This window comes from Ferruginibacter sp. (assembly GCF_049840995.1).
Taxonomy (GTDB): domain Bacteria; phylum Bacteroidota; class Bacteroidia; order Chitinophagales; family Chitinophagaceae; genus Ferruginibacter.
Genome location: NZ_JASGIP010000007.1, coordinates 173820 through 200112, shown reverse-complemented (window position 1 = coordinate 200112; position 26293 = coordinate 173820). Strand labels below are relative to the sequence as shown.

Sequence of the window (26293 nt, the reverse complement as noted above, 5' to 3'; positions counted from 1 at the left end):
TCATTGTATTAATAATGTTGCCAAAATAGGAAAATGATCCGAAGGATATTTTTTATCGTATGAATCCGTGATCGTTGCAAACTTTTTTACCTTGATCTTTCCTTTATCATCTACAAAAATATGATCGATCCTTCCATCAGGTTTTTTATCAAACTGGAAAGCATTCCAGGTATCCGCAGGACCGTAAGCAGGTTGCTGAGAGGCTTCCCTTGTATTCTTTAAAACTGAACTGATATACTGGTAAGGCGGCTCTTCTGGTTTTGAATTCAGGTCGCCGGAAAAAATAACGGGATAGTTCTTTGTATTCAACTGTTTCATTTTTTCCACGATCAGCTTGGCCGATTCCAGGCGGGCCGTTTTCCCGATATGATCGAAATGCGTATTAAATACCCAGAAAACAGTATTGCTTTGTTTGGATTGAAACAGGCCATAAGTGCAAACCCGGTGGCACACTGCATCCCAGCCCATCGATACAGAATCCGGTGTTTGCGAAAGCCAGAAAGTGGATTGCTGCAGCAGTTTGAATTTTTCCTTATTGTAAAAGATGCAGGAATATTCACCCGCCTCTTTTCCATCATCCCTTCCCACGCCGATATAACTGTAGTTTTTTAACTGGCTTTGAAGGAACTGCAACTGGTGATGCTGTACTTCCTGGCACCCGATAAAATCCGCTTCATAATAATTCATCAGGCCGGCCACTTTTTCTTTTCTTGCATCCCAGCGGTTCTCTCCATCCGATGCAACATCCAGTCGTATATTGTACGACATCACTTTCACTTCCTGCTGCGCAAGCAATTGCCCGCCTGCCAGCAGTAATAAAAAGAACAATATTCCTTGTGCCAGTTTTTTCATGTGATCATTTTTTTAGCCAGGGGCTTTCAAAACCCAGTTTGGTGAGCCCGTGCTGAATTTCAGGACAACTCATAAATAGTTTCCATACCAAGCCGCTGCGGTAATTCTCTATCATGGCAATAATAGGCCCCTGGTCAATGGCCAGGTGCGATGTGGCATACCAGTTCTTTGTTTCATTAAAAGCGTCGGTAAAACCGTATTCGCTCCATATCTTATCACCCAGGTCATAATAAAAATGTTTTAAAGCCTTCATGGAGTATTCCGGTGTATACGGAAAAGCCGACAAGGCGGCTGTAGGTGTAATGGTACCTTCATCGTTGGTAGGTGAAAAAGCATTGTATCCATCATAAGTATCGCTGGCAGTAAGCCCCCAGCAATTTTCACCATAACCTTTAAAGGCTTTGGGATTATCCACACAATAAGCATGATTGATAAGTGTATGATTTTTATTCTGCTCCCAATAGTCAGCGTAGCGGTCTTTTAATCCATGCGGATCTAACCCCAAAAATGAATACTGCGAAAAGAACAAGGGCCCGCCGTAATCAAAACCTAACGGCAACTTGTACCCGTAAAACTCTTTACCATTCTTAAAGAAACTGCTTTCGGCCCATCCCCTGTGGTAAACGGATGCTGGCACGGGATAATGTTCATCACTTTCGGCCAGTATATACATGATCATACATTCGTTGAAGCCATGTACGGGAAAATTCATGGCCCAGCCATTATTGGGGCTCCAGTGCCAGTATAAAACATCCTGCCCTTCTTTGGTGAACCAGTTCCATTCCACTGTCGTCCACATCCAGTTGATGCGGTTGCGTAATTCCCTTTCCACACGATTGTCTCCATTAAAATATTGTCTTGCACATAAAAGGCCTTCAAATAAATAAGAGCTTTCCACCAGGTCGGCGCCATCATCTTTACGGCTGAAGGGAATCGTCTTCCCCGTAGTGCCATCCATCCAGTGTGGAAAGGCACCATGGTAGGAATTTGCTTTCAGTAAAAAGTTCACCATCTTCAGCAGGAATTTTGCGGCAGTATCTCTTGTGATCCATTTTCTTTCGGTTGCAACCACCACGCTCATCACACCAAAGCCTGTACCGCCAGTGGTAACAGTTTCGCCACCATAACCAAAGTTCTCATTGCTTCTTTCCCTTGCCATACCGCTTACAGGATGTGCGAAATCCCAGAAATACCGGAAGGTTTGTTTCTGTACCAAATCGAGCAAGGCAGAATCAGAAAGATCCTTTGGCCTCGCTTTGGCATCAAATGCAGCAGCGGGTTTGGCGATCGTTTTTTGTGCGGTGATCTTTACCGCAACAATGCAGAGCAATGCAAGCAATATTGTTTTCATCCACTATATTTTACAGGTATGGAGCAGTAAAGCCCAATACGTTTTTCATTCCATTCTTTATTTCTGTACAGCTGGTCAGCAAATTCCATATCAACCCGCTGCGGTAATTCTCTATCATCACGATCTCCGGCCCCTGGTCGATGGCCAAAAATGAACCGGCATACCAGAGATCCTTCAGCGAAAATGCATCGGTAAAACCATATTCTTTAAAAATTTTATCCCCCAATTTATAATAAAAGAATTTGAGCGCATTCATGCTTTCCGTTGGCGTGTAGGCAATGGAGGAAATAGCGGCTGTCGGTGATATCACACCTATATCACTTGTTGGTGAATTGGCATTGTACCCATTGGGCACATCACTTGCCGTAAGTCCCCAGCACAAGTTACTGTAACCAAAATAAGCATTGGGGTTCGCCTTGCAATATTCGTAATTGATCTTTGTATGATTGGTGACCTGTGTTTGATAATTGGCATAAGTATCACTCAGTCCATTGGGATTGATACCTAAAAAGGAATAATGCGCAAAGAACAAAGGTCCACCATTAGCTACCCCTAACGGCAGTGGATACCCGTAATACGCATTATTATTGGCCATAGCGCCATTACGTGCAAAACCTTCTTTGTACACCACCTGCGGTATAGCCGATGTGGTGGATGATGCCGCAAGTATATACGTGATCAGGCATTCATTCCAGCCCTGTATCTTCACGTTCATATCCCAATTGTAATTGGGGCTCCAGTGCCAGTACAATACATTTTCGCCGCTCTTGCGGAACCAGCTCCATTCCACCCCGTTCCATAAAGTATTGATATCTGCCCGCAATGTTGTTTCAGCCGCATCCACACCATTAAAGTATTGCCTTGCGGTAAGCAAACCTGCCATCAGGTAAGATGTTTCCACCAGGTCGGCCCCGTCATCTTTAGTACTGAATGGTATCACCACCCCGCTGGTACCATTGAGCCAGTGCGGAAAAGCACCATGAAATTTTTGCGCTGTATTCTTTAAAAATCCTACTATCTTCTGCATCCTGGCCAATCCATCGGCACGGGTGATAAAGTTTCGGCTAACCGCCACCGGTATACTCATAATACCAAAACCGGTACCACCCGAAGTGGTTGTTTCCGGTGTACTGTTACTGCGCTCCCTTGCCAGGCCGCTTACAGGATGCCCGTAATCCCAGAAATACCGGAAAGTCCTTTTCTGAATCGTATCCAGCAGTGCATTATCGCTGATCACAGCAAATTTATCCGTAGAATCTATCTGCGTAATGAACTGGAAGGAAAGATCTGCATTGAGTTTACCTTTTTTTACCGACTGCAATGCAGTAGTGGCGCTTAAATTATATCGTGTCAAATTCTTTAACGCAGCTGTAGCGGTGAGTACGATGGTGCTATCGCTGTTCTCATAACTATAATTAACCGGTATAGTTGTAATGCCGTTTTCTGATAAAGAAACAGATGCGGCAACCGAAGCCCTGTCCACCGCATTATTAAAAGAAAGTTTGATCGCAACCCCTGTTTTAATATTATAAGTAACAGCACCTGTGTTGATCACTGCATTATCCAGTTTTGCAGCAGTATTATTCAATGCAGCAGGTACAGGGTCAACCGGAGTGGTGGTTGTGCCGCCATCTTTTTTACTGCAACTGCTTACTATAACCAGCAGTGAAAAGAACAGGTATCTATATCTTATAATATTCATCGCTGAATGAATTAAAATACCAGTGTTGAAATAGAATGCGGCAATGCCGTGGCTTCCGCAGCCTTACCATTGATCCACAAATAAAATTTGGTTTTGGCATTGCTTTGATTCATTACCACCACAGCTACAGTGCCATCAGGATTTTTAAATGCAGTGGTCTGCAGCATACTCCTGCTGGCAGAACAAGCAATTCTTTTGGCGCCCGGTTGAATGAATTTGGAGAAATGACCGATATAATAATATTCGTTGGTGTAAATCAACTCTCCTGTTTTTGTATTACCAATAATGGGTGCAAAACAAAAATTGCCTACGTGGTTCGGTCCTCCGGTCTCATCCAGTAACACATTCCAGTCTGTAAAACCAACAGAGCCATTATTGAAATCATGGATCATATTGGCGCCGTATTTTTCGCCCAGTTTCCAGTCCTTCACTTTTGCAAGATCAAATAATTCCTTACATCCTTCTGTGAACAACAGGTTCTTACCAGGATAAGCTTCGTTCACCAGTTTTAAATTATCATACATCGGTTCTCCCCCGCTCCAGGGTTCGTACCAATGAAAACCAATACCCCATAAATATTTTGCAGCTGCAGGATCGTTCAGCAAAGTGCTGGCACGCTGGTAGAGCAGGTCGCGGTTATGGTCCCAACCAATGATCTTTCTGCTGCCCAGTCCTGCTTTTTGCATGGTGGGGCCTAAATAATTCTTTAAAAAATCCCGTTCTTCCTCACCGCTATAAATACACGATTCCCAGCGCTGTGTTGCCATCGGTTCGTTCTGTATGGAAATGCCCCATACCGGGATACCTTCCGCTTCATAAGCCTTGATGAACTTGGTATAATAATTTGCCCAGGGCTGGTAAAATTCTTTTTTCAGTTTACCGCCATGCAGAATATCATTGTTGGTCTTCATGAATGCCGGCGGGCTCCAGGGACTGGCAAATAAAGTAAGCTTGCCGCCTGCCGCTGCAATGGCCTGTTTAATGAACGGGATACGGTATTTCCTGTCGTGATCGATATTAAAAGAACTCAATGCCGCATCGCCTTCTGTAACATAGGTGTAGGTATCACTGCTGAAATCGCAGCTGTGTATATTGGTACGGGCAAAATTGTAGCCAATGCCTTTTGTTTTGCTGAAATAAGCCTGCAAAAATTCCTCCTGCTTGTCTTTGGGCATTTTGGCAAAAGTTTCGGCAGCTGCATCGGTCAGCGCCCCGCCGATACCCAAAAAGCTCTGGAAGGTTTTATCCGGGTCGGCAAAAATGCACACCTGTGTTTCCAGCGGCTGCGGCATGTCTTTAAATTCCGCCGTTTCTGTTTGGGATAAACGCAGCGTGGTACTGTCGGCCGTAGTGTATACGGTTACCTTTTTTCCCTGGGTTGAAAACGCACCTGTTTTTGTTTTACCGGTTTGTGCGGTAGCCAGGTTGGCAGTTGCCAACAAAACTGTACCTGTAAATGCAGCAATCAATATTCTTTTCATTCGTAATAATTTTAATTAAAAGTAGTTACTTAAGTTTCTCAGCTGATTGTGCCGGTTGTACCCGTAATACTTTATAAAGCAATTGCGTAGTTTTGAAGTACCCGTTTACCAGATATACGTACCTGCAGACCCACCCGGTAGTACTGATGTGATACTCCTTGTTGCGGTCTTTATGGTCAATGTTTGGGTGGCTCCTTCATTCAGAACCAGCACCACCGTTTTGCCCGCAGGCGTTTTAAATGCCACATTGCTCAGGGCCGATGTTACCGTGCTGCCAATACGTACCGAACCCGGTGGAATGAATTTGGAAGCCTGCGCAATGATATAATAGGCTACATTACGGGTAATGGTGCCATCCAGCGTGATAGCGCCTTTACACTGCGTACAACCACCGGGAGTATGCGGATTGTAACCGCCATCGTTGGCAAGGTTCCATTCCAGCGCATTCTTGCTCCAGTTCAGCATAGAACCGATCACCACATTCTTAATATGCCATTTAAAATCACCATCAAATGCACCGGTTGAGCTGGTCCATTGTTCGGTGAAATATAAATTTTTATCAGGATGTGCATTGTGCACCACCGTTAAGGCACTGATATCGCCGCCATATAAATGAAAAGCGCTGCCGTTGATATAAGGTTTTGCTGCGGCATCGTTCAACACAGTGATGGGATAATTGGCATTATCACAGTTATGATCCCATACAATGATCTTAGTGCTGATACCCGATGACTGGAATGTTGGGCCGAGGCTGTTCTTTACAAATGCAGCTTCTTCAGCAGCAGATAATACCATGCTGGGGTTATTGCCGCCGTGCTGCGGTTCGTTCTGGATGGTAACCGCATCAATGGTGATACCCTTTGCCTGCATAGCCTGTATATATTTTACAAAATATTTCGCATACACGTTATAGTACTGTGTTTGCAATCCGCCACCAATGGTGCTGCCGTTATCTTTCATCCATACCGGTGCACTCCAGGGGCTTGCGAGGATCTTTATATTAGGATTGATGGCAAGTATCTGTTTAAGAATGGGAATAAGATCCACCGTATCTTTTGAAAGCGTAAAATTAGTGAGGTTCACATCGGTCTGCCCTGTCGGCATATCATCATAACTGAATACCGATGCACTGAGATCGGAAGCGCCAAGACTGATCCTTAAATAACTTACACCAATACTGTTGGCGCCACTGCCAAATAATTCGTTCAGTAAATTGGCTTTATCTGTTGTTGATAAGGCATTAATGAGTGAAGCGCTGCCGCCTGTAAGGGTATAACCAAAGCCATCCACGGTTTGAAAAGTTTGTGTACTGTCCAGCGTGATGATCTCACCTGTACCCGATGCAGTACCCAGCGACAATACATTGGCCTGTTGCTTTAATAAGATGGATTGATCAGCTTTTGTTACCCAAAAGGCAACGTCGGTATTGGTGGCCGGTGTGGTGGGAGGCAATGTTGTACCGCCGCCGCTGCCGCCCGAAGTTGATTTTTTTGAACAGTTCCATTGTACAAATACTGCAGCAGTAAATAATAACGCTGCGCCCAGGTACTTTTTAAAATCTTTCATTTTACAGGATCTTTTGTTTTATTGATAATTAATTTTTATTGTAAAAAAATGACCGGTTGATTATTTCTCGCTATTAACAGCATTTTTTTTCCGCCCGCAGCATTCAGCCATTTGATATCTCTTATTTCGCCATTGATGGCCGGTAATTTTGATTGGGAAATAAAATTGTTCGGACCTTTATCATACGCAAACAGAGAAGGGAATAATGCATCATACCTGCCTTCGTAAGGGATAACACCGTAAAAATTACCACCAGCTATATACCCTGTTTCCCGTTCGTTTTTAACAGCTGCAAAACTCATCAATGGCGCCAGCTGCAATGCTTCAGGCAATACCATTGGTTTAAAATTGCCTTTGCCATCATTGATAAAACAGGTGGAGGAAAGCGTTTCTGCCTTTAACTCTGTATAATCTTTAAAAAGATCGTAGAACATATATTGTACGGTTTTACCTGCCACTTCGCCGTAAGTAAGATAGGCCTTTTTTAAAACGGGCAGGGGCCGTTCCAGTTCATCTTTTGCCAAAAACGGGTATTCCTTACCGTTAACTGTATACGCCATTACCTGTTCTACCAATCCATTCTTATCAAAATCCTTTACATATAATTTCAGCGGACCGTCATTACCGGAGTACAATTTTGAATTCTGCCCCCAGTTACCTGCCAGTATATCTGTAAAGCCATCGCCATTTACATCTGTGCAGCAAACAGTTTGCCATAAGCCGGTGGAGTTAGTTATTGTTGCAGCGGTAAAAGTGCCTTTGTTGTTGATATACAGTTTTACCGGCATCCACTCCCCTGCAACCACCAGGTCCTGCCAGCCATCATTATTGATATCAGCAAAAGAAGCGCTTGTAACCATTCCTGCACTATCCAGCTGAATTGTTGAAGAAGGGGCTTGTGTAAAATTGCCCTTGCCATCATTTATTAACAGGTAAGAATTTTGTGCGATACCATAAGCCTTTGGATTTACAAATCCGCCCACAAAAATGTCATTATCGCCATCTTTGTCTATATCCGCAAAAGAAACACAGGATTTGTCCTTAAATATCTTAGGCAGTGCATTACTGCATAATGAAAAATGTCCCTTGCCATCATTCAGGTATAAGCGGTCTGCCAGCGCAGGATTGCCTTCAAAATACTGGTTGCCGCCACTTACCACGTACAGGTCGGGATAACCATCATTATTAGCGTCAAAGAATACAGCATCCACATCTTCCGCAGCCGCATCTTTATTGAACACAGCAGTATCTGAAGCAATAAAATTACCGGCAGCAGTTTGCAGTAATAAAGTGCCCGGCTGATCCTTGGCGCCACAGGCATACAGGTCATCCAGTCCATCTTTGTTCACATCCCCCACGGCTATCTTCGGCCCTCTTGTCGATTCCGCATGCGGAATAAGGTACTGCACATTAAAATCAACAAATTCATTTTCTTTATGGCGCCAGTTGAGTGCAATTTTTTCTGTAACATCCTGCAATACAGGTTGAGCCTGTTTAAAGAAATCCTGGTATACAAAATTGGCTGTTGCATCTTTTTTGTTGATCACAAGTGGTTTATTGGCAGCTGGGTTTTTGATCACTTCATATTGCTGGTTGGGCCATACTATCAGCATACTGTCAATCGTTGCATTATTCCCCAATCCAAAATGCAGGCGGGTATCGGATGACGACTGGAAACCCCTGGTAAACATCAGTTGCTGGTACTGCATTTTATCTTTCTGAAAAATCCATGCCTTGCAACCAACACCGAAAGTATTGCTGCTGTCGCCTTTAAAAGAAAGCGAAATATAATTTGCAGCAGCGGCATTATTTTTTAATACCACTGCCGGTGCGTTTAAAGTATTGATCACCAGGTCCAGGTCGCCATCACTATCCAGGTCCGCATAGGCGGCACCGTTATAATAGCCTTTCATATCCCCGGTCCCCCAGGTATCGCTGCTGTCCTTAAAACCATATTTTCCATCGCCTTTAAATAAGAATGGATGCGAACTGCCGTCGGGCATTTTATCCAAAGCGATCTGGTCATATTCATCCGTCTGGTTCATGCCTTTTTTCGCTTCCAGGTCGCTTACAAAGCGAACATAATCCATGTCCACGGGCCTTTTTACAATACCGCTCGATATAAAAAGATCTTTATTGCCATCATTATCAAAATCAGCAAACAAAGGGCACCAGCTCCAGTCCGTAGCAGATACACCGGCCATTAAAGCCGTTTCACTAAAGCTTACACCGTTGCCATTATTCTGCTGTAAACAATTTCTTGATAGCTGATTTTGATACCCATTTTTTTCAAGTTTCAATTTATAGATATCCGGGTTTTCATCGCTGCCATAAGTTTTCAATGTTTTTTCATCGGGCGGCAGCATATCCACCGTTACAATATCCAGTTGTCCGTCATTATTGTAATCCGCCACATCGTTACCCATACTAAAGCGGCTGTAATGACCAAAATGTTTGGCGCCTTCTTCTTTAAAACTGCCATTGTGCTGGTTTACATAGTAATAATCATTTTCATGAAAATCATTGCCCACATAAATATCATCCCAGCCATCATTGTTGATGTCTGCAATAGCAAGTCCTAAACCATACCCTAAATTACTCTGGTAAATTCCGGCTTCTTTGGAAACATCGGTGAATTTACCCGTGGTCTTCAGGTCATTCCGGTACAGGCGATCACCGGATAACGAATCATAACGGTTACGCTTACTCGTATCGTAAATATTGGCATGCGGGTGGTGCGACTGGTTGAGGATATAACAATCCAGGTCGCCATCATTATCGTAATCAAAAAAGGCGGTTTGCGTGGTAAAACAGGAAGTATTCAATCCATATTCGGCGCTTTTTTCGCTAAAAGTATTGTTGTGGCTATTGATATACAGTTCATTGTGGCCCGTCAGTCCATAGCGGCTGCTCACACTGGAAACATACATATCCAAATAACCATCTCCGTTCACATCGGCCATGGTAACACCGGTGCACCAATCAGATATGCCTTGAACGCCTGCTTTATCCGTAATATCCTCAAACTGCATATTGCCTTTATTAAGGTAGAGTTTGTTATGGCCTTTACTATTGGCAGTAAAATAAATATCGGGCAGACCATCGTTATTGATATCGCCGGTAGCAACACCGCCGCCATTGTAATAATAGAGGTAATAGAGTATGCTGAATTGCTTTTTATTTTCCAGGTTATTGGCAAAATCAATATGTGTTTCAGCAGCACTTAAAGCCGTGAACAGCGTGTGCTTTTTACTGCCGCACGAGGATGCCATGACCAGCAGCAATAACACTGCAGGTAATAACAAACTATTTTTTTTAGATAAGGTCATATTCATTTTTTTGCTGCGGAGGGGTTTGGTTGGGTGGCCTTTACAAGCGCCAGTATTTGTTTTGTTTCATCGGGGTAAACTTTTACCAGGTGCGTATGCATCAGCGCCGGTGTGGGCGCCTGCTGTCCCTGTAAAATAACTGCAATAGCCATTGATGGTTGTTTTGGCATGTGGCAGTTCACACAATTACTGATGAGAACACTGCTGTCCACTGTTGCGGTCATTTTGCAAACAGGTGCATTATCATGTGCTCCTGTATGGCAGCTCATGCAGCGGTGTGCAAATGTTGCGGCGGCATCCTTCTCCTGCTTGTGTGCATCGTGGCAACTGTTGCAGGTAAGCGTAGTGCTCATTTTAAAACATTTGCTGGCTGCCATCAATCCATATTGATTGCCGTGTACATCAATGCTGGCCACATCTCTTCCAACCGTATCCATAGTAAAATGATCGGCCAGCTTATCCCCTGCTTTAAAACTGAAGGAAGCTGTTTTTTTCTGCAATCTCCCTCCATGGCATACGGCACAAAGATCCAGTTGCTGTTGCCGGGTAAACGAAGCGGGGTTTACAATGAATTTGGCCGTTGTTTCATCCGGATGCTGCTGCTGGTAAGCTATATGGTCCGCAGCAGGGCCATGGCATTTTTCACAATCCACGCCCAGCACCATCCTTGTTCTGTCAAATTCTTCCGGGTCTTTTTCCGGCGGAGATGTTCTTTCTGCATACGTGGCATGGCATTCCAGGCAACGCGAAGTAATGGGCCGGTTAAAGGCCATCCTGTTCGGGTACCCGGGACTGTTACTCCATTCCCCTGTACTGGTAAAAAAAGTGATCGGCAACTGTACCAGTTTATTGCCCACCCACGATGCGTAGGATTGTCCTTCTGCTGCAGCACCAATGGTAATATCAAAACGCTCGCTCTTTTTTTCTTCGCCGTTGATATAGCCTACCTGGTAAAAACCTCCTGCCCTTTTTTCCATATTGATATTGCCGCCCATCGGGTAGCTGTAAGAATTTTTGCCGGGCTCAAAACTTCCTTTGATATTTTCTGCTGCCGCAATTTCGGAGGTATGAAAATGAGCCGTACCCTTATGATCTTCGTAAATATTTTTATGACAGGATGCACAGGCTGCACTACCTGCAAATTTTTGATATGCTGATGATGTAGCCGCTTTTTCGTTGTTCATACATTGCGTAAATACAATGCAGCAGCATATTATTGCCAGCAGGGTAATTACAGAATAGCGATATCGTTGAAAGTTCTTCATATTAAAGCGGTGCACCATTGACCATACAGCAACGGTAAAAGGTAAAAAAGGGCTGAACAAAAATTTGTCAGCCCTTTGTGGATTTGCTGCCTGCTATATGAAAAAAACTTATTTCTTTCCTGTATACAAAGCATTTACTTCTGCCGCGGTCAACACGGTTCCGTATAACCTGAACTGGTCGATGCTGCCATCCCAGTTATTCATCCAGGTATTTTTGCTGTGTGTATAATCGCTCAATCCACCGATCACAAAATCATCATAGTCACCAAAGCCATCTTTCAATGGTGATGGAGAACTCAGTGTATTGGTCCTGAACATAGCGCCATCGATATAAGCGATCAAAGTAGAGTTGGTACCATTATAAGTAAAGGCCAGGTGGTGCCAGTTGCCATTCAGCACATTGGGCATACCATTGCCATTGATATATTCGGTCCACTGGTCCATGATATACAATTTACAGTTACCCACTGCGGTGGTGCTCCAGTCTTCAAATTCCAAAAAGAATTTACAGTTGGTCCAGCTGTAATCTTTTTTATCCATGCAAAAAGCAAAGTTGGTGCCTTTACCGGAAGCCTGTGGTGTTTTCTTGATCCAGAAAGCAATGGTAAAACTGGTGGACTGTCCAAAATCATTTGCACTGGCGTATTTGGAAATAGCTGTTTCGCTTCCTTTATAACATTTGCCGGATATACCATCAGCGAAAGCGCCGGTATTGCTTGCAGGGAAGTTGGCACGTATACTGTCCACACCATTACGTAAAGGATCAGTACCCGAGCCATCAAATGCCGCAAAAAATTTCAACGGACCACCGGGATACAATGGAAAATGCGGATCCTGGTCTTTTGGATAATCGCCCAGGTCTGGTTGCGTTGTTTTTTTACAACCCGAAGCAGCAATAAAGAATGCTCCTACAAATAAGGCAGTTTTAAATATTTTGTTAACCGTATTCATAATGATTATTTTAATAAATGATTGTTGTAAAACCCTGCCTGCAGTGCAGGCAGGGAATATTATTTTACCATTCAGGATTTTGTTTTAATACACCGCCCGACAGGTCGATTGCTTTTTGCGGAAGTGGATAGAACCTGCAACGGTTGGTATAACCTAAGCTGCCCAGTTCTGTTATCGCATCGCCCCATCTTACCAGGTCATAAAAACGGCAACCTTCCATTGCAAATTCCCAGCGCCTTTCATCTTTGATGGCCTGCCTCATCTGCGTTTGGTTTACATATGCTACATAAGGAACAATGGTTCTGCCCACACCCTTGTTACCACTTGCACGGTTCCTGATCTTTTCAAGATTGGCCGCAGCAGTAACACCATCGCCACTTTCGTTGGCTGCTTCTGCCAGCATCAGCACCACATCTGCAAAGCGGATGATCCTGTGGTTGATCCAGCCTGCACCACCACTACCGAATATCTGGCCGGTAAACTGGCGCATCTGCGGATCGGAATATACTTTCTTGTTCCAGAAAGGCTGATCCAGTCCCGGGCCGGGATTATAAGCAGGTAACGTTGCCCCGTACCCGCCGGCGGCTGCACCGCCATCAAACTGGCCCGAGTAAAGAATGGTTTGTGTTTTACGTGGATCTGTAGCCGGCCATGCTGCTTCCAGTTTTGCAGTAGGCGTATTCCAGCCCCATCCCAGGTTCCATACGTTGGTGGCGCCGCCCTGGCGTACGTTCTGGCTGGTACCCCAGGCTACATCATTATTGGCGGTTCCGTTGGCGCCCACATTACAGTTCATTTCAAAAATAGATTCCACACTGTTCTTACCGGTACCATTCAATCCATCCTTCCATATATCGGGGAAATTATCCAGCAGTTTATATTGGTTGGAAGCAATGATGTCGTTACACAGCGATATCACTTTTGCCCAGTTCTGCCTGTACAGGTAGCTTTGTGCCCACAGCGCTTTTGCTGCACCGCTTGTTAAACGGCCGGGATAGATATTGGCACCACCCACAACCCAGTTCACCGGTAAGTATTGTGCAGCAAGATTCAGATCTTCATCTATCTGTGCATAAATAGCAGTAGCCGGAGATTTTGGCTTGATACCATCAGTGGCATTGGTAAAATAGAAATTGATCAGCGGCACATCACCATAGGTTTTTACCAGTTCAAAAAAAGAATAGGCCCTGAAGAAACGTGCTTCACCCACATTGCGTAAGGAAGCAGGATCTGTTGCCTTCAATGAATCAGCAAAATAAATTTCCTTATTACAAAGGTTGATCATCGTGTAGTGATCATTCCAGTAAGTATTGGGCGCCCAGTCATCTTTACTGTATTGAAAAGTTTCAAATTCAGTATTGATCTCTGCACCATCGGTGGTGCTGCTGCCCTTCTGCGCATCATCGTCACGGATACTGTGAAAATCGATCCATGGCAAAGTGGAAAAACCGGCATAACGTAAAGTGCTGTACAAACCAAAACTTTGCGCTTCCAGTGTTCCCTGGTTCAGGTCATCCAGTGTTGCCGTCAATGGTTTTCTGTCCAGGAATTTTTTACAGCCTGCAACCGTAGCCAGCACTACCGGCAAGGTTATAAGCAAACTCCAGTATAAAATTTTGTTTCTTTTCATATAAATCAATTTAATCGTTTAGAAAGTAATGTTTAGTCCAAGAGTAGTTACTACAGGTATTGCACCGCCGGCATTATCGTAGCCAAATGCTGTTGCATCGCCACCATATTCTGCAGTGTAGCCATAGTTGTTCTTCCATGTTTTCATATTCTGCACATTGAAGTAAACCCTGGCGCTCTTCATTTTTGCCCTTGATATCAAACGCTGGGTAAAGGTGTAGGCCAGCTGAATATTCCTCAGGCGGAAATAGCTACCATCCTCAATGTTATAGGTAGAACCATTGTAATTGTAACGGTGTCCCTGGCTGATGATGGGCACCCAGTTAGAAGTACCTTCACCATGCCACCTGTTCAATTTATCAGCAGAATAATTCACACGTTGGAAAGGTGATTCCAGTGAACCCCATGTTCTGAATATCTGGTTACCATATACACCACCCATGTCTATACCCAGGCTTAAATTCTTATAATTAACATTGATGTTGGCACCATAAGCAAATTTTGGTGTAGGGTTACCGATCACAGTCCTGTCATCCGAAGTAATTTTTCCATCACCATTCACATCTTTAAATTTAAAATCGCCGGGGCCATAAGCGCCCACTGCAGATGCAACAGGTGATTTCAATATATCAGCATAGCTCTGGTACAAACCTTCCACTACATAACCGTAGAACGATCCGATAGGATAACCCGGCATGGTGCGGCTTTCAGCACTTCCGTTATTCTGGAATCCCCTGCTGAGGAAACCACCCGGAATATCAGGAGAAAGGCTCAGCACTTTATTTTTCAGGAAAGTGATATTACCACCTACGTTAACAGAAAGATCTTTCTGAATATTCTGGTTCCAGTTCGCTGTAAATTCTTCACCCCAGTTGCGGATGCTGCCACCGTTTTCCAGTAATGTAGGTAAACCCTGTACATCCCTGTTCACCAGCGTCATCAGGTCTTTAGTGGTCTTATTAAAATAGTTGCCTTCAAAATGCAGGCGGTTGTTGAATGCGTTCAATTCTACACCAACTTCCTGTGCATGCACGGTTTCCCATTTCAGATCCGGGTTAGGCTGCCATGCGTTTCTTGCCGCACCATAAGTATTGGTACCGAATACAGCAGAAACACCGGTGTTCAGGTTGGGATAGAATGGATAGTTGATCGGTGTACCATCCAGGTAAGAAGCACTCTGGTTACCCAGTACACCTATTGAACCTTTTAATTTAAGGAAGTTGATCTGCGAAATGTTTTCCATAAAAGATTCTTTGGTCAGTTCCCATGCAGCGCCCACTGCCCAGAACTGCTGGTGGCGGTTCTGTGTAGGTATCTGCGAAGTGGCATCATCACGCAAAGAAGCATTCAGGAAATATTTGCCTTTGTAATTGTATAATACCCTGCCCAGCAAAGAAGCGATTGAATACTCTGCCTGGCTGGAGCTGGCAATAGTAGTGGTAGGATCGTTGAACTGTGTGGTCATATACCAGAAACGTTTATCATCTGGTATCGGTAAAGCATTACCCGTAGTATAGGGTTTTGCAATACCGGTACGGCCAAAGTGGCCAAAATAATACGTGGTACCACCGGCGTTAACGGTTACACTATGTTCGCCAAAACTTTTCTTAAAAGTCAGGATATAATCCTGCTGGAATTTTCTGTAATTATCATCATATTCCGATACCTGTGTTTTATCGCTGTACAGGTAAGGCGTATTGTTCATTGGGTTGTAGGCATAATACAAAGGCTGGTAGATCCTGGTATTGATCTGGCTCATATCAGCATACAATGTTGCCCTGAAGTTGAAATATTTTAAAAAGTTCACTTCGCCATAAACACTTCCTACATTCCTGTATTCGATACTTGACCTTTTGTTCCAGGTATTTTCAAGATACAGCAATGGGTTCACCACGCCGGAGTTCTGTAAAGCAGTAGACAAACCGGAGTAGATATTGGCATTAATGCTGTCGCCGCCATAAGGATTGGCCACTTTAAAAGTTTTAGGCTGAGCAGAAACCTGTGGCATTACTTTTCTTGCATCATCCAGTACACCACCTGCATCAAAAGGATTGTTCTGCCTGGACGAATTCAGGTTGATACCTATTTTGATCGCTTTATTGATCTTGAACTCATCGCTGAAAGACAATTGCATTTTTTCCAGTTTCTGGTGTTTCACAATGCCTTCATCATAAATGTATCCAAAACCAATATTGAATTTATTTTTTTCGGTGCTTCCTGCAATGCTCAGGTTGCTGTTGCTGAATTTACCGGTACGTGTTACGGCATCTATCCAGTCGGTATTGGCTGTTAAAGCGGAATAATCGGGTGTGGCAACGCCATTGTTGGCATTCTCTTCGTCAAAAAGCATTTTAAAACCGGCAGCATCTACCAGTTTAATTTTATCCACCAGTTTTTTAGTACCATAATTGGTGTTGAAGTTGATGATGGTCTGTCCTGCTTTTGCTTTTTTAGTGGTAATGGCAATTACACCGGTAGCGCCTTTCACACCAAAGATCGCCAGTGAAGAAGGGTCTTTCAGCACTTCCACAGATTCGATGTCATTAGGGTTCAGGTAATCGATATTATCGTTGAAGATACCATCCACGACAAACAATGGATGCACCTGGCCGATACTAACAGTACCCCTTATACGAATATCGGGTGCAGCACCCGGTGTACCATTATTTACCACAGATAAACCAGCTACTTTTCCCTGCAATGAAGCAATAGGATTGGTATTGGGTTTATCGGCAATATCCTTGCCCGCAACTTTTGCAATAGAACCGGTAAGGTCTCTTTTATTGGCCACGCCATAACCGATCACCACCACCGCGTCAATTGCCTTGGTGGAAGTAACCAGTGTTACATTGATCTCCGTACGCTTGTTCACAGGCACTTCCATTTCTTCGTAACCGATAGAACTGAACACCAGCCTGGCGCCATCCGGTACTGAAATAGTATAATAACCGCCTGCATCGGTGGAAGTACCTACAGCAGAGCCTTTGATCTTGATACTTACACCGGGCACGGGTTCACCGCCACTGTTGGTAACCCTTCCCGACACTTTCACATCCTGGTCCGGCACCACATTCTTGGGGGTTATCACCACCAGGTTATTGGCCAGCACACGGTATGTTAGCGGCGTATTATTAAAAAGATTATCCAGTACCTCGGTAACTGGTTTATTAGTAGCATCCAGGGTTATTTTCTGATCAGCGGATAAAACATCATTATTGTATAAGAACCGATATATACTTTTCTTCTCTATTTGTTTTAAAGCACTTTTTAATTCTGTTGATTGAAGTTTTATTGTGATTCTTTGCTGAGAATATGTTTTGGCTGATAGCTGTAACCCTGTTATCAGGATGAAAACAATTGTTAGTTTCATATGCAGTAAAAATTTAATACAGCTTTGATCCTTCAAAGCAACCAATCGTTTGATTTTTTCCATATATTTATATTTTGGTAAATTAAAAAGAGGAATAGCTTAAGTCCCTTGCACAGTGATTCAAGTTTTCCTTATTTGCCTTCCCGGGAAATGCGCCAACATTTCCCGTTTTTTATTTTTTTACGAGGTGTTAGTGGAGGTTATCTTTTTCATTAGCAGCGTTATTTGGTTTTATTTTGAAATAGTAATTACATCCTTCTCGACTTTGTAATTGAACGGCGTGGTAAATTGCAGTGCCTTTAATGCTTCGTTGATCGTTTCTTTTTCAAAGATGCCCGTCAGCAGTTCCTTCTTTAATTTTTCATTGGTGATGTTGATGGTCACTCCATACCATCTTTCCATTTTGTGGGCAATCTCCACAAATGTTTCTTCGCTGAACACCAGCCTGTTCTCTACCCAACCGGTCTCAACAATCGAACTGTCTTTTGGAAAAAAAGTAAGATGGCTCAACTCGATGATAGGAACAGCTTTTGTCTCTCCCTGCTTATTTTGCGCCATGGCCGATTTAATGAATGGCTTCACCTCTTCATTGCTGAGGATCAGTTTTTCATTCGGCTTCATGATGATCTTTTCCTGCCTGTCTTTTAAAGTAACTTCAATGCTGCCGTGTATCAAACTGGTCTCCATATTCTTTTCGCCGGGATAACATTTTACATTGAAAGCAGTACCCAGTACTTTGATATCCATCTTTGCAGTGTGAATGATAAAAGGCTTGGCGGGATTCTTCACCACATCAAAATAAGCCTCACCGGTCAGTGAAACTTCTCTCATATCTGCACCAAAATGGGTATTGTCGTATACCAATTTACTGCTGCTGTTCAGCCATACCGAAGTACCATCGGGCAATTGTATCTTGGTACGGGAACCGTTCTTGGTACTTACTTCGCTCTGGGCGATCTTTTCTTTAAATGCCGGTGTATCGGTATTGCTATGCGTGAATGTAAAGAAGGCAATTACAGCAACACAAACCAGCCCTGCTGCCAGCCACAATACTTTTTTCCTTTTTTTAGGAGCAGGTTCTGCGGGAAAATCAAAGTTGAGGGAACCGGTCTCATGCCTGTCGATATCAAGGTCAAAACCTTTGTCCTTCAATCTTTCATGATGTAAGTGGAAAGTGGCTTCTAAAAACTCTTCATCCTTTTCGGAAGGGATATGCCAGAACTCCTGGATATAAGATACAGGTATGCCAGCCTCGGGAGATACTTTAAGCAGTTCGTTCAGTTCAAAAAGTTCCGCCTGGGTGGCTTCACCGGACAATTTCCGGGATAGCAAGGTCCAGATTCTGTCTTTAGTCATAATGTCTGTATAAGTAAGGAGACAAAAAAAGACAAATCCCCTATAGCCTTTCTAAAAAAGTAGGAATTAATCTGCAGAAGGTTTTTTAACCGAGGTATTTAATACGGAAGCGATTTTTTTAAGCGCTGTGGAAAGTTGATTGTCAATGGTTTTTACACTGATGTTGAGCAGTTGTGCAATCTCTTATATTTAAGACCATCCTGCTTGGCCAGCTTAAAAATTATTTTGCATTGTTGCGGTAAAGATTCAATGGCCTGTTCTATCTTTTGTGCCAGTTCATGTGTGATAAAATCGGTGGCGGCATCAGGGTCGGCGCTTGCAAACTCTACGCCCAGGTCGTCCAGCGAAAGCACCGAGGTTTTTTGCGTTTGCTGTAAACGGCGCAGGGAAACATTGCGCACACTTACATACAGGTACATTTTAAGATTATCAATTTCTAATAACTGTTTTCTTTTGGCCCATATCTCAATAAAAACGTCTGAAACCACTTCTTCAGCAATTTCTTTTGATTTAAGAATGGAATAAGAGAAACTTTTTAAAGGAAGAAAAGAAAAAGAAGAATAATTTTTTATATGCTGCTGCGTCCTCATAATCAGCAATGCGCTGTTGAAGCTCATGAATATCATGAAAGGTAAAATTTGGTTTTTTTTCCATCAGCAATAGCAATCAATATCAAATGTAGAAACTTTTTGAATAAAAACTACAATACTTTTTTCAACAATAAAATTATACATGATCATCACAACAATTAAAACAGGTCATTTGTTCGCTGTGTAAAACCAATGGATAATAATACTGCAATACTTCTTTCAAGATCATTTTCCATTACCAGCACCAGGTCGTTCGAAAAACTGGAAGCGAGTACGATATCAATGCCGTTTTGTGCAAGCGAGTTAGTGATAGAGGCTATAAAACCCACACAATAAAACGGATTCCCGCAACGGATGTTCACCAGTTTCCACTTATCCTTATTGGCTTCGTAAGCGCCCAGCAAGGGCAGGTTCTCTTCGGCAGTAACCACCGTTACTTCAATATGGTCCCGCATCACCAGCAGGTGTTTTTCTGGATGCAGCACTTCTTTAACCCTGGTATAAATATATGTTTCGCTGTAAACGGAAAACCAGCTTTGCTGAATTACCTGTTGTAAAGTCATTGCGGGGGCAATTTGATCGGTCATGGTAAATAAGAAAACACAAAGTTACGTATCTTTTACAACATAAAAATAGTATATGCGCTACCGTAAGGTTTAAACAGCAGTAATTCTTTTCTGTTCTTTTATTTTGGTTGGAGGAAAACCGAACTGCTTTTTAAAAGCGAAGGAGAAATGAGAAAGATCTTCAAACCCCACTTCAATATATACATCCGAAGCGCTCCTGCCCTTTTTATCCATTAAAAAATAAGCTTCGCGAAGCCGTTTCTGCAGCAGCCATTTGCTGGGTGTATCATGAAATACCTTTTCAAAATCTCTTTTAAAACTGCTGAGGCTGCGGCCGGTGAGGTAAGCAAAACGCTGCAGCGATACGTTGAAACGGAAATTCCGTTGCATAAATGCTTCCAGGTCGATCTTTTCAGGGATACCGAAATCAAAAAGGATATGGGGTAAAACGGGGTTATCACGTAATAGTATCAGCAGCAGTTCTTCTCTCTTAAGATTTGCAAAGGCAGGCTCTATCTCTCCGCTGCCATTATAATATGGCGTAAGTGATTGCAAATAAGGCTGCAGTAATTTTGATGGTCGTAAACTGAAAAAAGCTTCGTTACCTACAGCGCCTTTTAATGATACGGCATGCTTTTGCCGGAACTGTTTTAGAAAAGCCGCATCAAAGATCACCACGATCTTTTCAAATGCACCATTATCTAATAATTTATTATAGCGTGCCAGGTGGTTCTTTCTTACGATACAGCTCTCCCCTGCTTTAAGTGTGTAATGCTTATGCCCGTCATAACCATGTATGGTGCCTTTTACCAGGTATAAAAAGAAATGCTCCTCGATAAATTGTTCCGGCGATATCTGCGGGCCAATATAACAGGACTTTATTTTATCCGCTTTCATTAACATGATGCTAATTTAATTATTACCAGTTGATCGCATGGGTGCGTTTTACCATTGTAAAATTGCCGTATACTACCAACAACTGCTTTGTTAAAAAGTTCAATTTTGGCTGGCTGAAAAGCTCCTGTCATTTTGGATACAACCTAACTCAATATGGCTACGCCGGTGTTTTGGAACTGTTTCATTTTTGTACTGTAAAATTTAAAACATAAAAAAATGAAAACAATTTTTATTACAGGCGCTTCAACAGGCCTTGGAAAAGCAACCGCAAAATTATTTCACGAAAAAGGATGGCATGTAATTGCCACCATGCGTGATACTTCGAAAGAAACCGAGTTGACACAATTAAAAAACGTAACTGTATTGCCGCTGGATGTAACCAACAAAGAACAGATCATCGCCACTGTGCAACAGGCTATAGCACAGCACGATATTGATGTGGTGCTGAACAATGCCGGCTACGGATTGATCGGTCCGCTGGAAGCCCTGAGCGACGACCAGTTGGTAAAACAGGTGAACACCAACCTGCTGGGTGTAATGCGTGTTACCCGTGCATTTATTCCTTATTTCAGACAAAAGAAAAATGGTTTGTTCATTACCACCACTTCCATCGGCGGGCTCATTGCCTTCCCGCTCGGTTCTGCCTATCATGCCACCAAATGGGCGCTGGAAGGCTGGAGCGAAAGCATGGCATTTGAACTGAACAGTTTTGGTGTGAACATCAAGACCGTTTCTCCCGGTGGTATCAAAACAGAATTCATGGGCCGCTCGCTGGATCTTGCTTCTGTACCCGAATACGAAGCCATGACACAGACCATGATGCAGAGCGCAGGGGCAATGATGGAAACAGCTTCTGCACCGGAACAGATCGCTGCCGTTATCTATGAAGCCGCCACCGATGGCAAAACCAAATTACGCTACGTAGCAGGCGAAGACGCCAAAGCATTGTATGCACAAAGACTGGCATTGGGTGATGAAGCCTTCCGCGAACAGTTTGGAAAACAATTTTTAGGAAACTAAAAAAAGAACCACGCAGTTGATATGAGCTGCGTGGTTTTATTTTGTATAATTTTATTGTATGGAAAAGAAGAACAGCACTCCTATCAGGATCAGCTCCATATCGGCACTGCACGAAATATTGCAGTTGCCCAAACCATTACATCCATTGATCAGCCTGGTGGATAATAATAAAATGGCAGTGGATACGGCCTACCTGGACCGTTCCTTTACGCTGGATTTTTACAAGATCTCCTATAAAACATCCACCAGTGGAAAGATCGGTTATGGCCAGGGTTATTATGATTTTACCGAAGGCGGCATGATGTTCACTGCGCCTGCACAGATACTGGTTACCGATGCTGATGCAGAATATTTTGGCTACACGCTTTTCATTCACACCGATTTTATCAGGAATTACCCATTAGGAAAGAACATAAAAAAGTATGGTTACTTTTCTTATGATACCAATGAAGCATTGCATTTATCAGACAAAGAAAAAAAACTGATCGTGGGTATTTTTGAAAATATCGAAAATGAACTGAATACTTCCATTGATGATATGAGCCAGGATGTATTGATCTCTTATATTGAAGTACTGCTGAATTACAGCAACCGTTTTTACAAACGGCAGTTCACCACCCGCAAGGTCATCAACAACGACCTGCTGGCGCAGATGGAGCAATTGCTGGATACATATTTTGAAAAAGAACAATCACTCGACACTGGCATTCCAACAGTGGAATATATTGCGGAGCAATTGCACCTGTCTCCCCGTTACCTCAGCGATATGCTGCGTTCACTCACCGGTCAAAATGCACAACAGCACATTCATGAAAAACTGATCGCCAAAGCAAAGGAATATTTATCTGCAACAGCATTATCGGTAGCGGAGATCGCTTATCACCTGGGTTTTGAACATCCACAGTCGTTCAGCAAATTATTCAGGAACAAAGTGAACGTAACGCCGCTGGAATACAGGCATTCTTTTAATTAGTAATTATAGTGTATTCATCACTATTAATATAACTATTACCAATACACTATATTAATTACCTGCTTATTACGTTTATCTTTGAACAGTTTTTACAGTCCCGTATTTTATTATACTTTTGGCAGCCGCCAGTACCGCTTCTTCCTTACTGCGTGGTTGCCAGCCCAGCATGGTTTTAGCTTTTTCATTACTGGCATTGCGGTTAATGCCCAGCATGGGCGCCAGCGCTCTTGCTTTTGCATTGAATAAAGCCGCAATACGCACCATAATATCCGGAATGGTTTTGGAAGAGATCGTAGCTGCCAGTTCGGGCATGTTGTTTTTGATGAGTTGTGCTATCTGCGGCAATGATAGGGTGCCCTGCGACAATGCCAGGAAGCGCTGCCCTGCAGCCGCCGGGTTTTCCATTGCCCGTATGTGCAGGTCGGCAAGGTCCCTTACATCCACAATGGCCAGTTCCAGTTTGGGAATAGCTTTCATGGTACCATCCATGATGTTCTTCAGCAACTCGAAACCACTCGATAATTTAGCAGAGAATGATGGACCAAAAATCCCCACGGGGTTGATCACGGAAAGTTCCATGTTCCCTCCTTCCCTTTTCATAAAATCCCATGCGGCAAGTTCGGCCAGTACTTTCGATTTATTGTAAGCAGATAAACCTTTTTGATCGGGATCGGTCCAGCTTGCTTCTGTAATTAATTGGCCAGGATCTTTATGACTGTAACCTACTGCGCCAAAGTTAGACGTCATCACCACCCTCTGCACACCCGCATCCCTGGCGGCTTTCAGCACCCTTAGTGTCCCATCCACTGCAGGGCGTATCATTTCATCTTCATGCTTAGGTAATTGAAGATGAATAGGCGAAGCAACATGCAATACATAGCGGCAATCCTTTACAGCCGCTGCCCAGTTTGTATCGTTGGTAAGATCAGCCTCCACCAATTGCAATTTTTCCAGGCTGCTGATACCAGCTGTCTGTATCATGTTTATTACTTCTTCGCTCCGCTTCAGCGAACGCACTGTTGCTTTTACAGTATAACCTTTCTGCAGCAGCTGTGCAATGCAATGGCTGGCTACAAAACCGGTGCCGCCGGTTACCAGCACGGGTATACTTTCATTTGAATTTGTCATACAATTATTTTTATACCGCAAAATTCTAGCAGAAAGTTACCGGCTGGTTTGTTGTACGGTTCTGTTTTTGTTTGTTGAAAAGTTCAGAAAAGAACAGGACAATGGCGTGTATTTTAAGATTTAGTTACTAATTTCATACTAACAATTCCGTGCATGAACATCACAATTAAATTACTCATTCTTTTATTTCTTTCTCAGCAGTGCTTTGCACAGGCGCCCAACACCAATGATGATCCTCCTTATATTGTTGATTTCAGTGGAGACAACTGTATCAATAAAAATTTTACGCAGGGTGTTATAGTCACTAATTTGTTACAAAAAAGGATCCGTTTTATTAATACTTCCGGCAGCAGATTAAAAATACAATCTGGTGGACGATATATGAAAAAAGGCGATACACTTGTATTGGAAGCATTAGAAGATAAGCAACTGTACCTGGAAACCGGCGCTAATCCTCTATCCCCCGATTCCCTTTTGCTGAGTTTCAGGACAGATTCTGGATCAAAAACCATTCGACAGTATCAGTTTCCGCATCAATCAATTTCAATTTACAGCCTGTGATTTTTTGAAGCGGCAAAACAAAACGATCGATATGGCTAACTGGGGAAAGGATAGCATTAAACTTGATTTTCCAACAGGAGGCACAGTAACATCCATTTATATTTTCAAAGCAGGTGATCTGAAAAAACCCGTTAAGCAAACAGGTTTTGCAGGTGAAGCAACTGATGAACAATCCATTTATTTTACAAAACAGGAAAAAGGGAAATACCTGGTTGAACTGCGTTCCTGCCATTGGAGCGGCCGCTGCTGGCTTACGATAAAATAGTTTTTGTAATTTCATACAACACAGTTGTTCCTAAAACTAATTGCATGCAAAAACCTTCTCCCTCTCCCGCTTTATTATTTGCCCGCTCACTGGCCATCGGTGTATTGATAAGCATGCTGTTCTTTTACAGCATTCATGTATTCGGCTCCTGGGGTGTTCAGAACGATCGCCCCGACCCCGAAACCACTGCCAGTGTATTGTTACTGAACAAATGTGCCATTTTCGGCAAGCTGCATACCTTACGCCCCAATACTGAAATTGGTGACCTCACCGAAAAATTCAGTGGTACCAAACTCGCCGGTAGTTTTATGAATTTCTTTGATGGACATATTCCGGCAATGATCGGTCTTGCACTGATGCTAGGTGGAGTGATATTTTTTATCCGCAGGATGCTGGCAGGAAACAGGTAATTCCGTTGTTGGTCGGTGGGGACACCGACCAAGGAAATACACCTACCAAGAAGAGAGACAACGACAAAGGAGAAACAACGACCAACAAAAGAAATACCCACCAAGCAAAGAATCCCCGGTCGGTGGAGACACCGACCGGAACCTGCCTACTCCTTCACATCCAGCTCATTAATCTGCTCCTTATAATCCGCAGGCAGCAAAATATTTTTCAGCATCCAGTCCATTTTCATCAGCCGGCTTACTTTGTATACGGGTACCACCGGCGTAAGCAATGATACATCGCTGAACTGCAGCAATTCTTTTACCCTTGCCGGTACCACCAGCTTCTGTCCTTCTATCAATACTTTAAAACGCATGGCGCCGAGGTGCTTTTTATATTGCTTAAAAAGATCGGCGGTATAATCACTCTTTTGCAGGTCGGCCATTAAATGCGCTTCCCGTACCGGCAGCCATTCATGATAAGTAAGCGGCAGTTCTTGCAAACCCATACGGGTACCGAGCCGGTAAAAAACATCGTACACTTCTTCCTTCTCTGCATCGGTCAGTTTCTTTTCCAGCAATTCATACGCTGCAATGGAATAATGTATCAGCATGAACAATACATCCCGGTAAGCCCAGTCGGGTATTGATGCGCCGCGGTTCTTTTCTACAGCGCCGTGTATCTGCCGCATGGTATCAATGGCTTTATGAGTGCCTTCTTCCGGCGAAAAAACGATCTTACGGGCATAACTAACGGTGGAGAATAAACGCCCTAAAGGGTCAGCAGGCAACCTGCCGGTAAAGTACAACCAGTCTACCGCTTTATTCAGGGCAAATTCAGCAGCAGCACCGGCAAAAATAAACAATATGGTATCGCTCTTGCCCCAGATCTTTCTTACAATGGAACCAGGTTGTACAAAGTATTGCATAAGGTAAATTTGATCCCGGCTAAGATACGCATCCCCGCAGGGTTTTCGCAATTTAAAACTGTTAATTCCATAAACAGCAAGCTCCTGCCCATGGGCAGGAGCTGCATGAAATCGTTGTGATAG

The 26293-nt window shown here is 43.3% G+C and carries 21 protein-coding genes; 5 read left to right on the top strand and 16 right to left on the bottom strand.

Annotated features, from left to right (window positions below; genetic code table 11):
* The 14 genes from QM738_RS19270 to QM738_RS19205 all read right to left on the bottom strand — a co-directional run bounded on the left by QM738_RS19270 (position 1) and on the right by QM738_RS19205 (position 20911).
* Positions 1–852 (bottom strand): endonuclease/exonuclease/phosphatase family protein, encoded by an 852-nt coding sequence (locus QM738_RS19270; protein WP_462278377.1) that lies wholly within the window; start codon positions 850–852, stop codon positions 1–3.
* A 4-nt stretch (positions 853–856) separates the two neighbouring features.
* On the bottom strand, positions 857–2203 hold the full coding sequence (locus QM738_RS19265) for a glucoamylase family protein (protein ID WP_462278376.1): 1347 nt from the start codon (positions 2201–2203) through the stop codon (positions 857–859).
* Between the two features lie 10 nt (positions 2204–2213).
* A complete protein-coding gene (locus tag QM738_RS19260) occupies positions 2214–3905 on the bottom strand; it encodes a glucoamylase family protein (protein ID WP_462278375.1) in 1692 nt (563 codons plus the stop codon).
* An 11-nt stretch (positions 3906–3916) separates the two neighbouring features.
* On the bottom strand, positions 3917–5386 hold the full coding sequence (locus QM738_RS19255; protein ID WP_462278374.1) for a glycoside hydrolase family 30 protein: 1470 nt from the start codon (positions 5384–5386) through the stop codon (positions 3917–3919).
* Positions 5387–5491: 105 nt separating this feature from the next.
* The gene (locus QM738_RS19250) at positions 5492–6952 is read right to left on the bottom strand and encodes a glycoside hydrolase family 30 protein (RefSeq protein ID WP_462278373.1); all 1461 of its coding nucleotides are present in this window, start codon (positions 6950–6952) and stop codon (positions 5492–5494) included.
* 35 nt (positions 6953–6987) lie between these two features.
* The gene (locus tag QM738_RS19245; RefSeq protein WP_462278372.1) at positions 6988–10281 is read right to left on the bottom strand and encodes a VCBS repeat-containing protein; all 3294 of its coding nucleotides are present in this window, start codon (positions 10279–10281) and stop codon (positions 6988–6990) included.
* 2 nt (positions 10282–10283) lie between these two features.
* The gene (locus QM738_RS19240) at positions 10284–11606 is read right to left on the bottom strand and encodes a multiheme c-type cytochrome (protein ID WP_462278371.1); all 1323 of its coding nucleotides are present in this window, start codon (positions 11604–11606) and stop codon (positions 10284–10286) included.
* Positions 11607–11654: 48 nt separating this feature from the next.
* Positions 11655–12497: a LamG domain-containing protein gene (locus tag QM738_RS19235; RefSeq protein WP_462278370.1), complete on the bottom strand. Its 843-nt coding sequence runs from the start codon at positions 12495–12497 to the stop codon at positions 11655–11657.
* A gap of 64 nt (positions 12498–12561) precedes the next feature.
* The gene (locus tag QM738_RS19230) at positions 12562–14127 is read right to left on the bottom strand and encodes a RagB/SusD family nutrient uptake outer membrane protein (protein WP_462278369.1); all 1566 of its coding nucleotides are present in this window, start codon (positions 14125–14127) and stop codon (positions 12562–12564) included.
* 18 nt (positions 14128–14145) lie between these two features.
* A complete protein-coding gene (locus QM738_RS19225) occupies positions 14146–17496 on the bottom strand; it encodes a TonB-dependent receptor (RefSeq protein WP_462278368.1) in 3351 nt (1116 codons plus the stop codon).
* A gap of 231 nt (positions 17497–17727) precedes the next feature.
* On the bottom strand, positions 17728–18852 hold the full coding sequence (locus QM738_RS19220; protein WP_462278367.1) for a FecR family protein: 1125 nt from the start codon (positions 18850–18852) through the stop codon (positions 17728–17730).
* Between the two features lie 152 nt (positions 18853–19004).
* Entirely contained in the window at positions 19005–19478 is a 474-nt protein-coding gene (locus QM738_RS19215; protein ID WP_462278366.1) for a sigma-70 family RNA polymerase sigma factor, read from the bottom strand.
* Between the two features lie 122 nt (positions 19479–19600).
* The gene (locus tag QM738_RS19210; RefSeq protein WP_462278365.1) at positions 19601–20005 is read right to left on the bottom strand and encodes an ACT domain-containing protein; all 405 of its coding nucleotides are present in this window, start codon (positions 20003–20005) and stop codon (positions 19601–19603) included.
* A gap of 93 nt (positions 20006–20098) precedes the next feature.
* Complete coding sequence (locus tag QM738_RS19205; RefSeq protein WP_462278364.1) at positions 20099–20911, bottom strand: helix-turn-helix domain-containing protein; 813 nt, start codon at positions 20909–20911, stop codon at positions 20099–20101.
* Between the two features lie 210 nt (positions 20912–21121).
* Between QM738_RS19205 and QM738_RS19200 the strand changes: the two genes are divergently transcribed.
* Positions 21122–21925 carry an SDR family oxidoreductase gene (locus QM738_RS19200; RefSeq protein WP_462278363.1) on the top strand — a complete coding sequence of 268 codons (804 nt, stop codon included), beginning with the start codon at positions 21122–21124 and terminating at the stop codon, positions 21923–21925.
* 58 nt (positions 21926–21983) lie between these two features.
* Positions 21984–22898, top strand: a complete 915-nt coding sequence (locus QM738_RS19195) for a helix-turn-helix domain-containing protein (protein ID WP_462278362.1) — start codon at positions 21984–21986, stop codon at positions 22896–22898.
* Positions 22899–22970: 72 nt separating this feature from the next.
* On the opposite strand, the gene QM738_RS19190 is transcribed toward QM738_RS19195, so the two are convergent.
* Positions 22971–24026: an SDR family oxidoreductase gene (locus tag QM738_RS19190; protein ID WP_462278361.1), complete on the bottom strand. Its 1056-nt coding sequence runs from the start codon at positions 24024–24026 to the stop codon at positions 22971–22973.
* A 153-nt stretch (positions 24027–24179) separates the two neighbouring features.
* On the opposite strand from QM738_RS19190, the gene QM738_RS19185 reads away from it, so the two are divergent.
* The 3 genes from QM738_RS19185 to QM738_RS19175 are packed head-to-tail and all read left to right on the top strand — an operon-like array spanning position 24180 to position 25262.
* Positions 24180–24587 (top strand): hypothetical protein, encoded by a 408-nt coding sequence (locus QM738_RS19185; protein WP_462278360.1) that lies wholly within the window; start codon positions 24180–24182, stop codon positions 24585–24587.
* Between the two features lie 31 nt (positions 24588–24618).
* Entirely contained in the window at positions 24619–24852 is a 234-nt protein-coding gene (locus QM738_RS19180; RefSeq protein WP_462278359.1) for a hypothetical protein, read from the top strand.
* A 44-nt stretch (positions 24853–24896) separates the two neighbouring features.
* The gene (locus QM738_RS19175; protein WP_462278358.1) at positions 24897–25262 is read left to right on the top strand and encodes a hypothetical protein; all 366 of its coding nucleotides are present in this window, start codon (positions 24897–24899) and stop codon (positions 25260–25262) included.
* A 146-nt stretch (positions 25263–25408) separates the two neighbouring features.
* Here the strand turns inward: QM738_RS19175 and QM738_RS19170 are convergent, their stop codons facing one another.
* Positions 25409–26170, bottom strand: coding sequence for an oxygenase MpaB family protein (locus QM738_RS19170; protein WP_462278357.1), 762 nt, complete (start codon positions 26168–26170; stop codon positions 25409–25411).
* Positions 26171–26293: the final 123 nt, after the last annotated feature.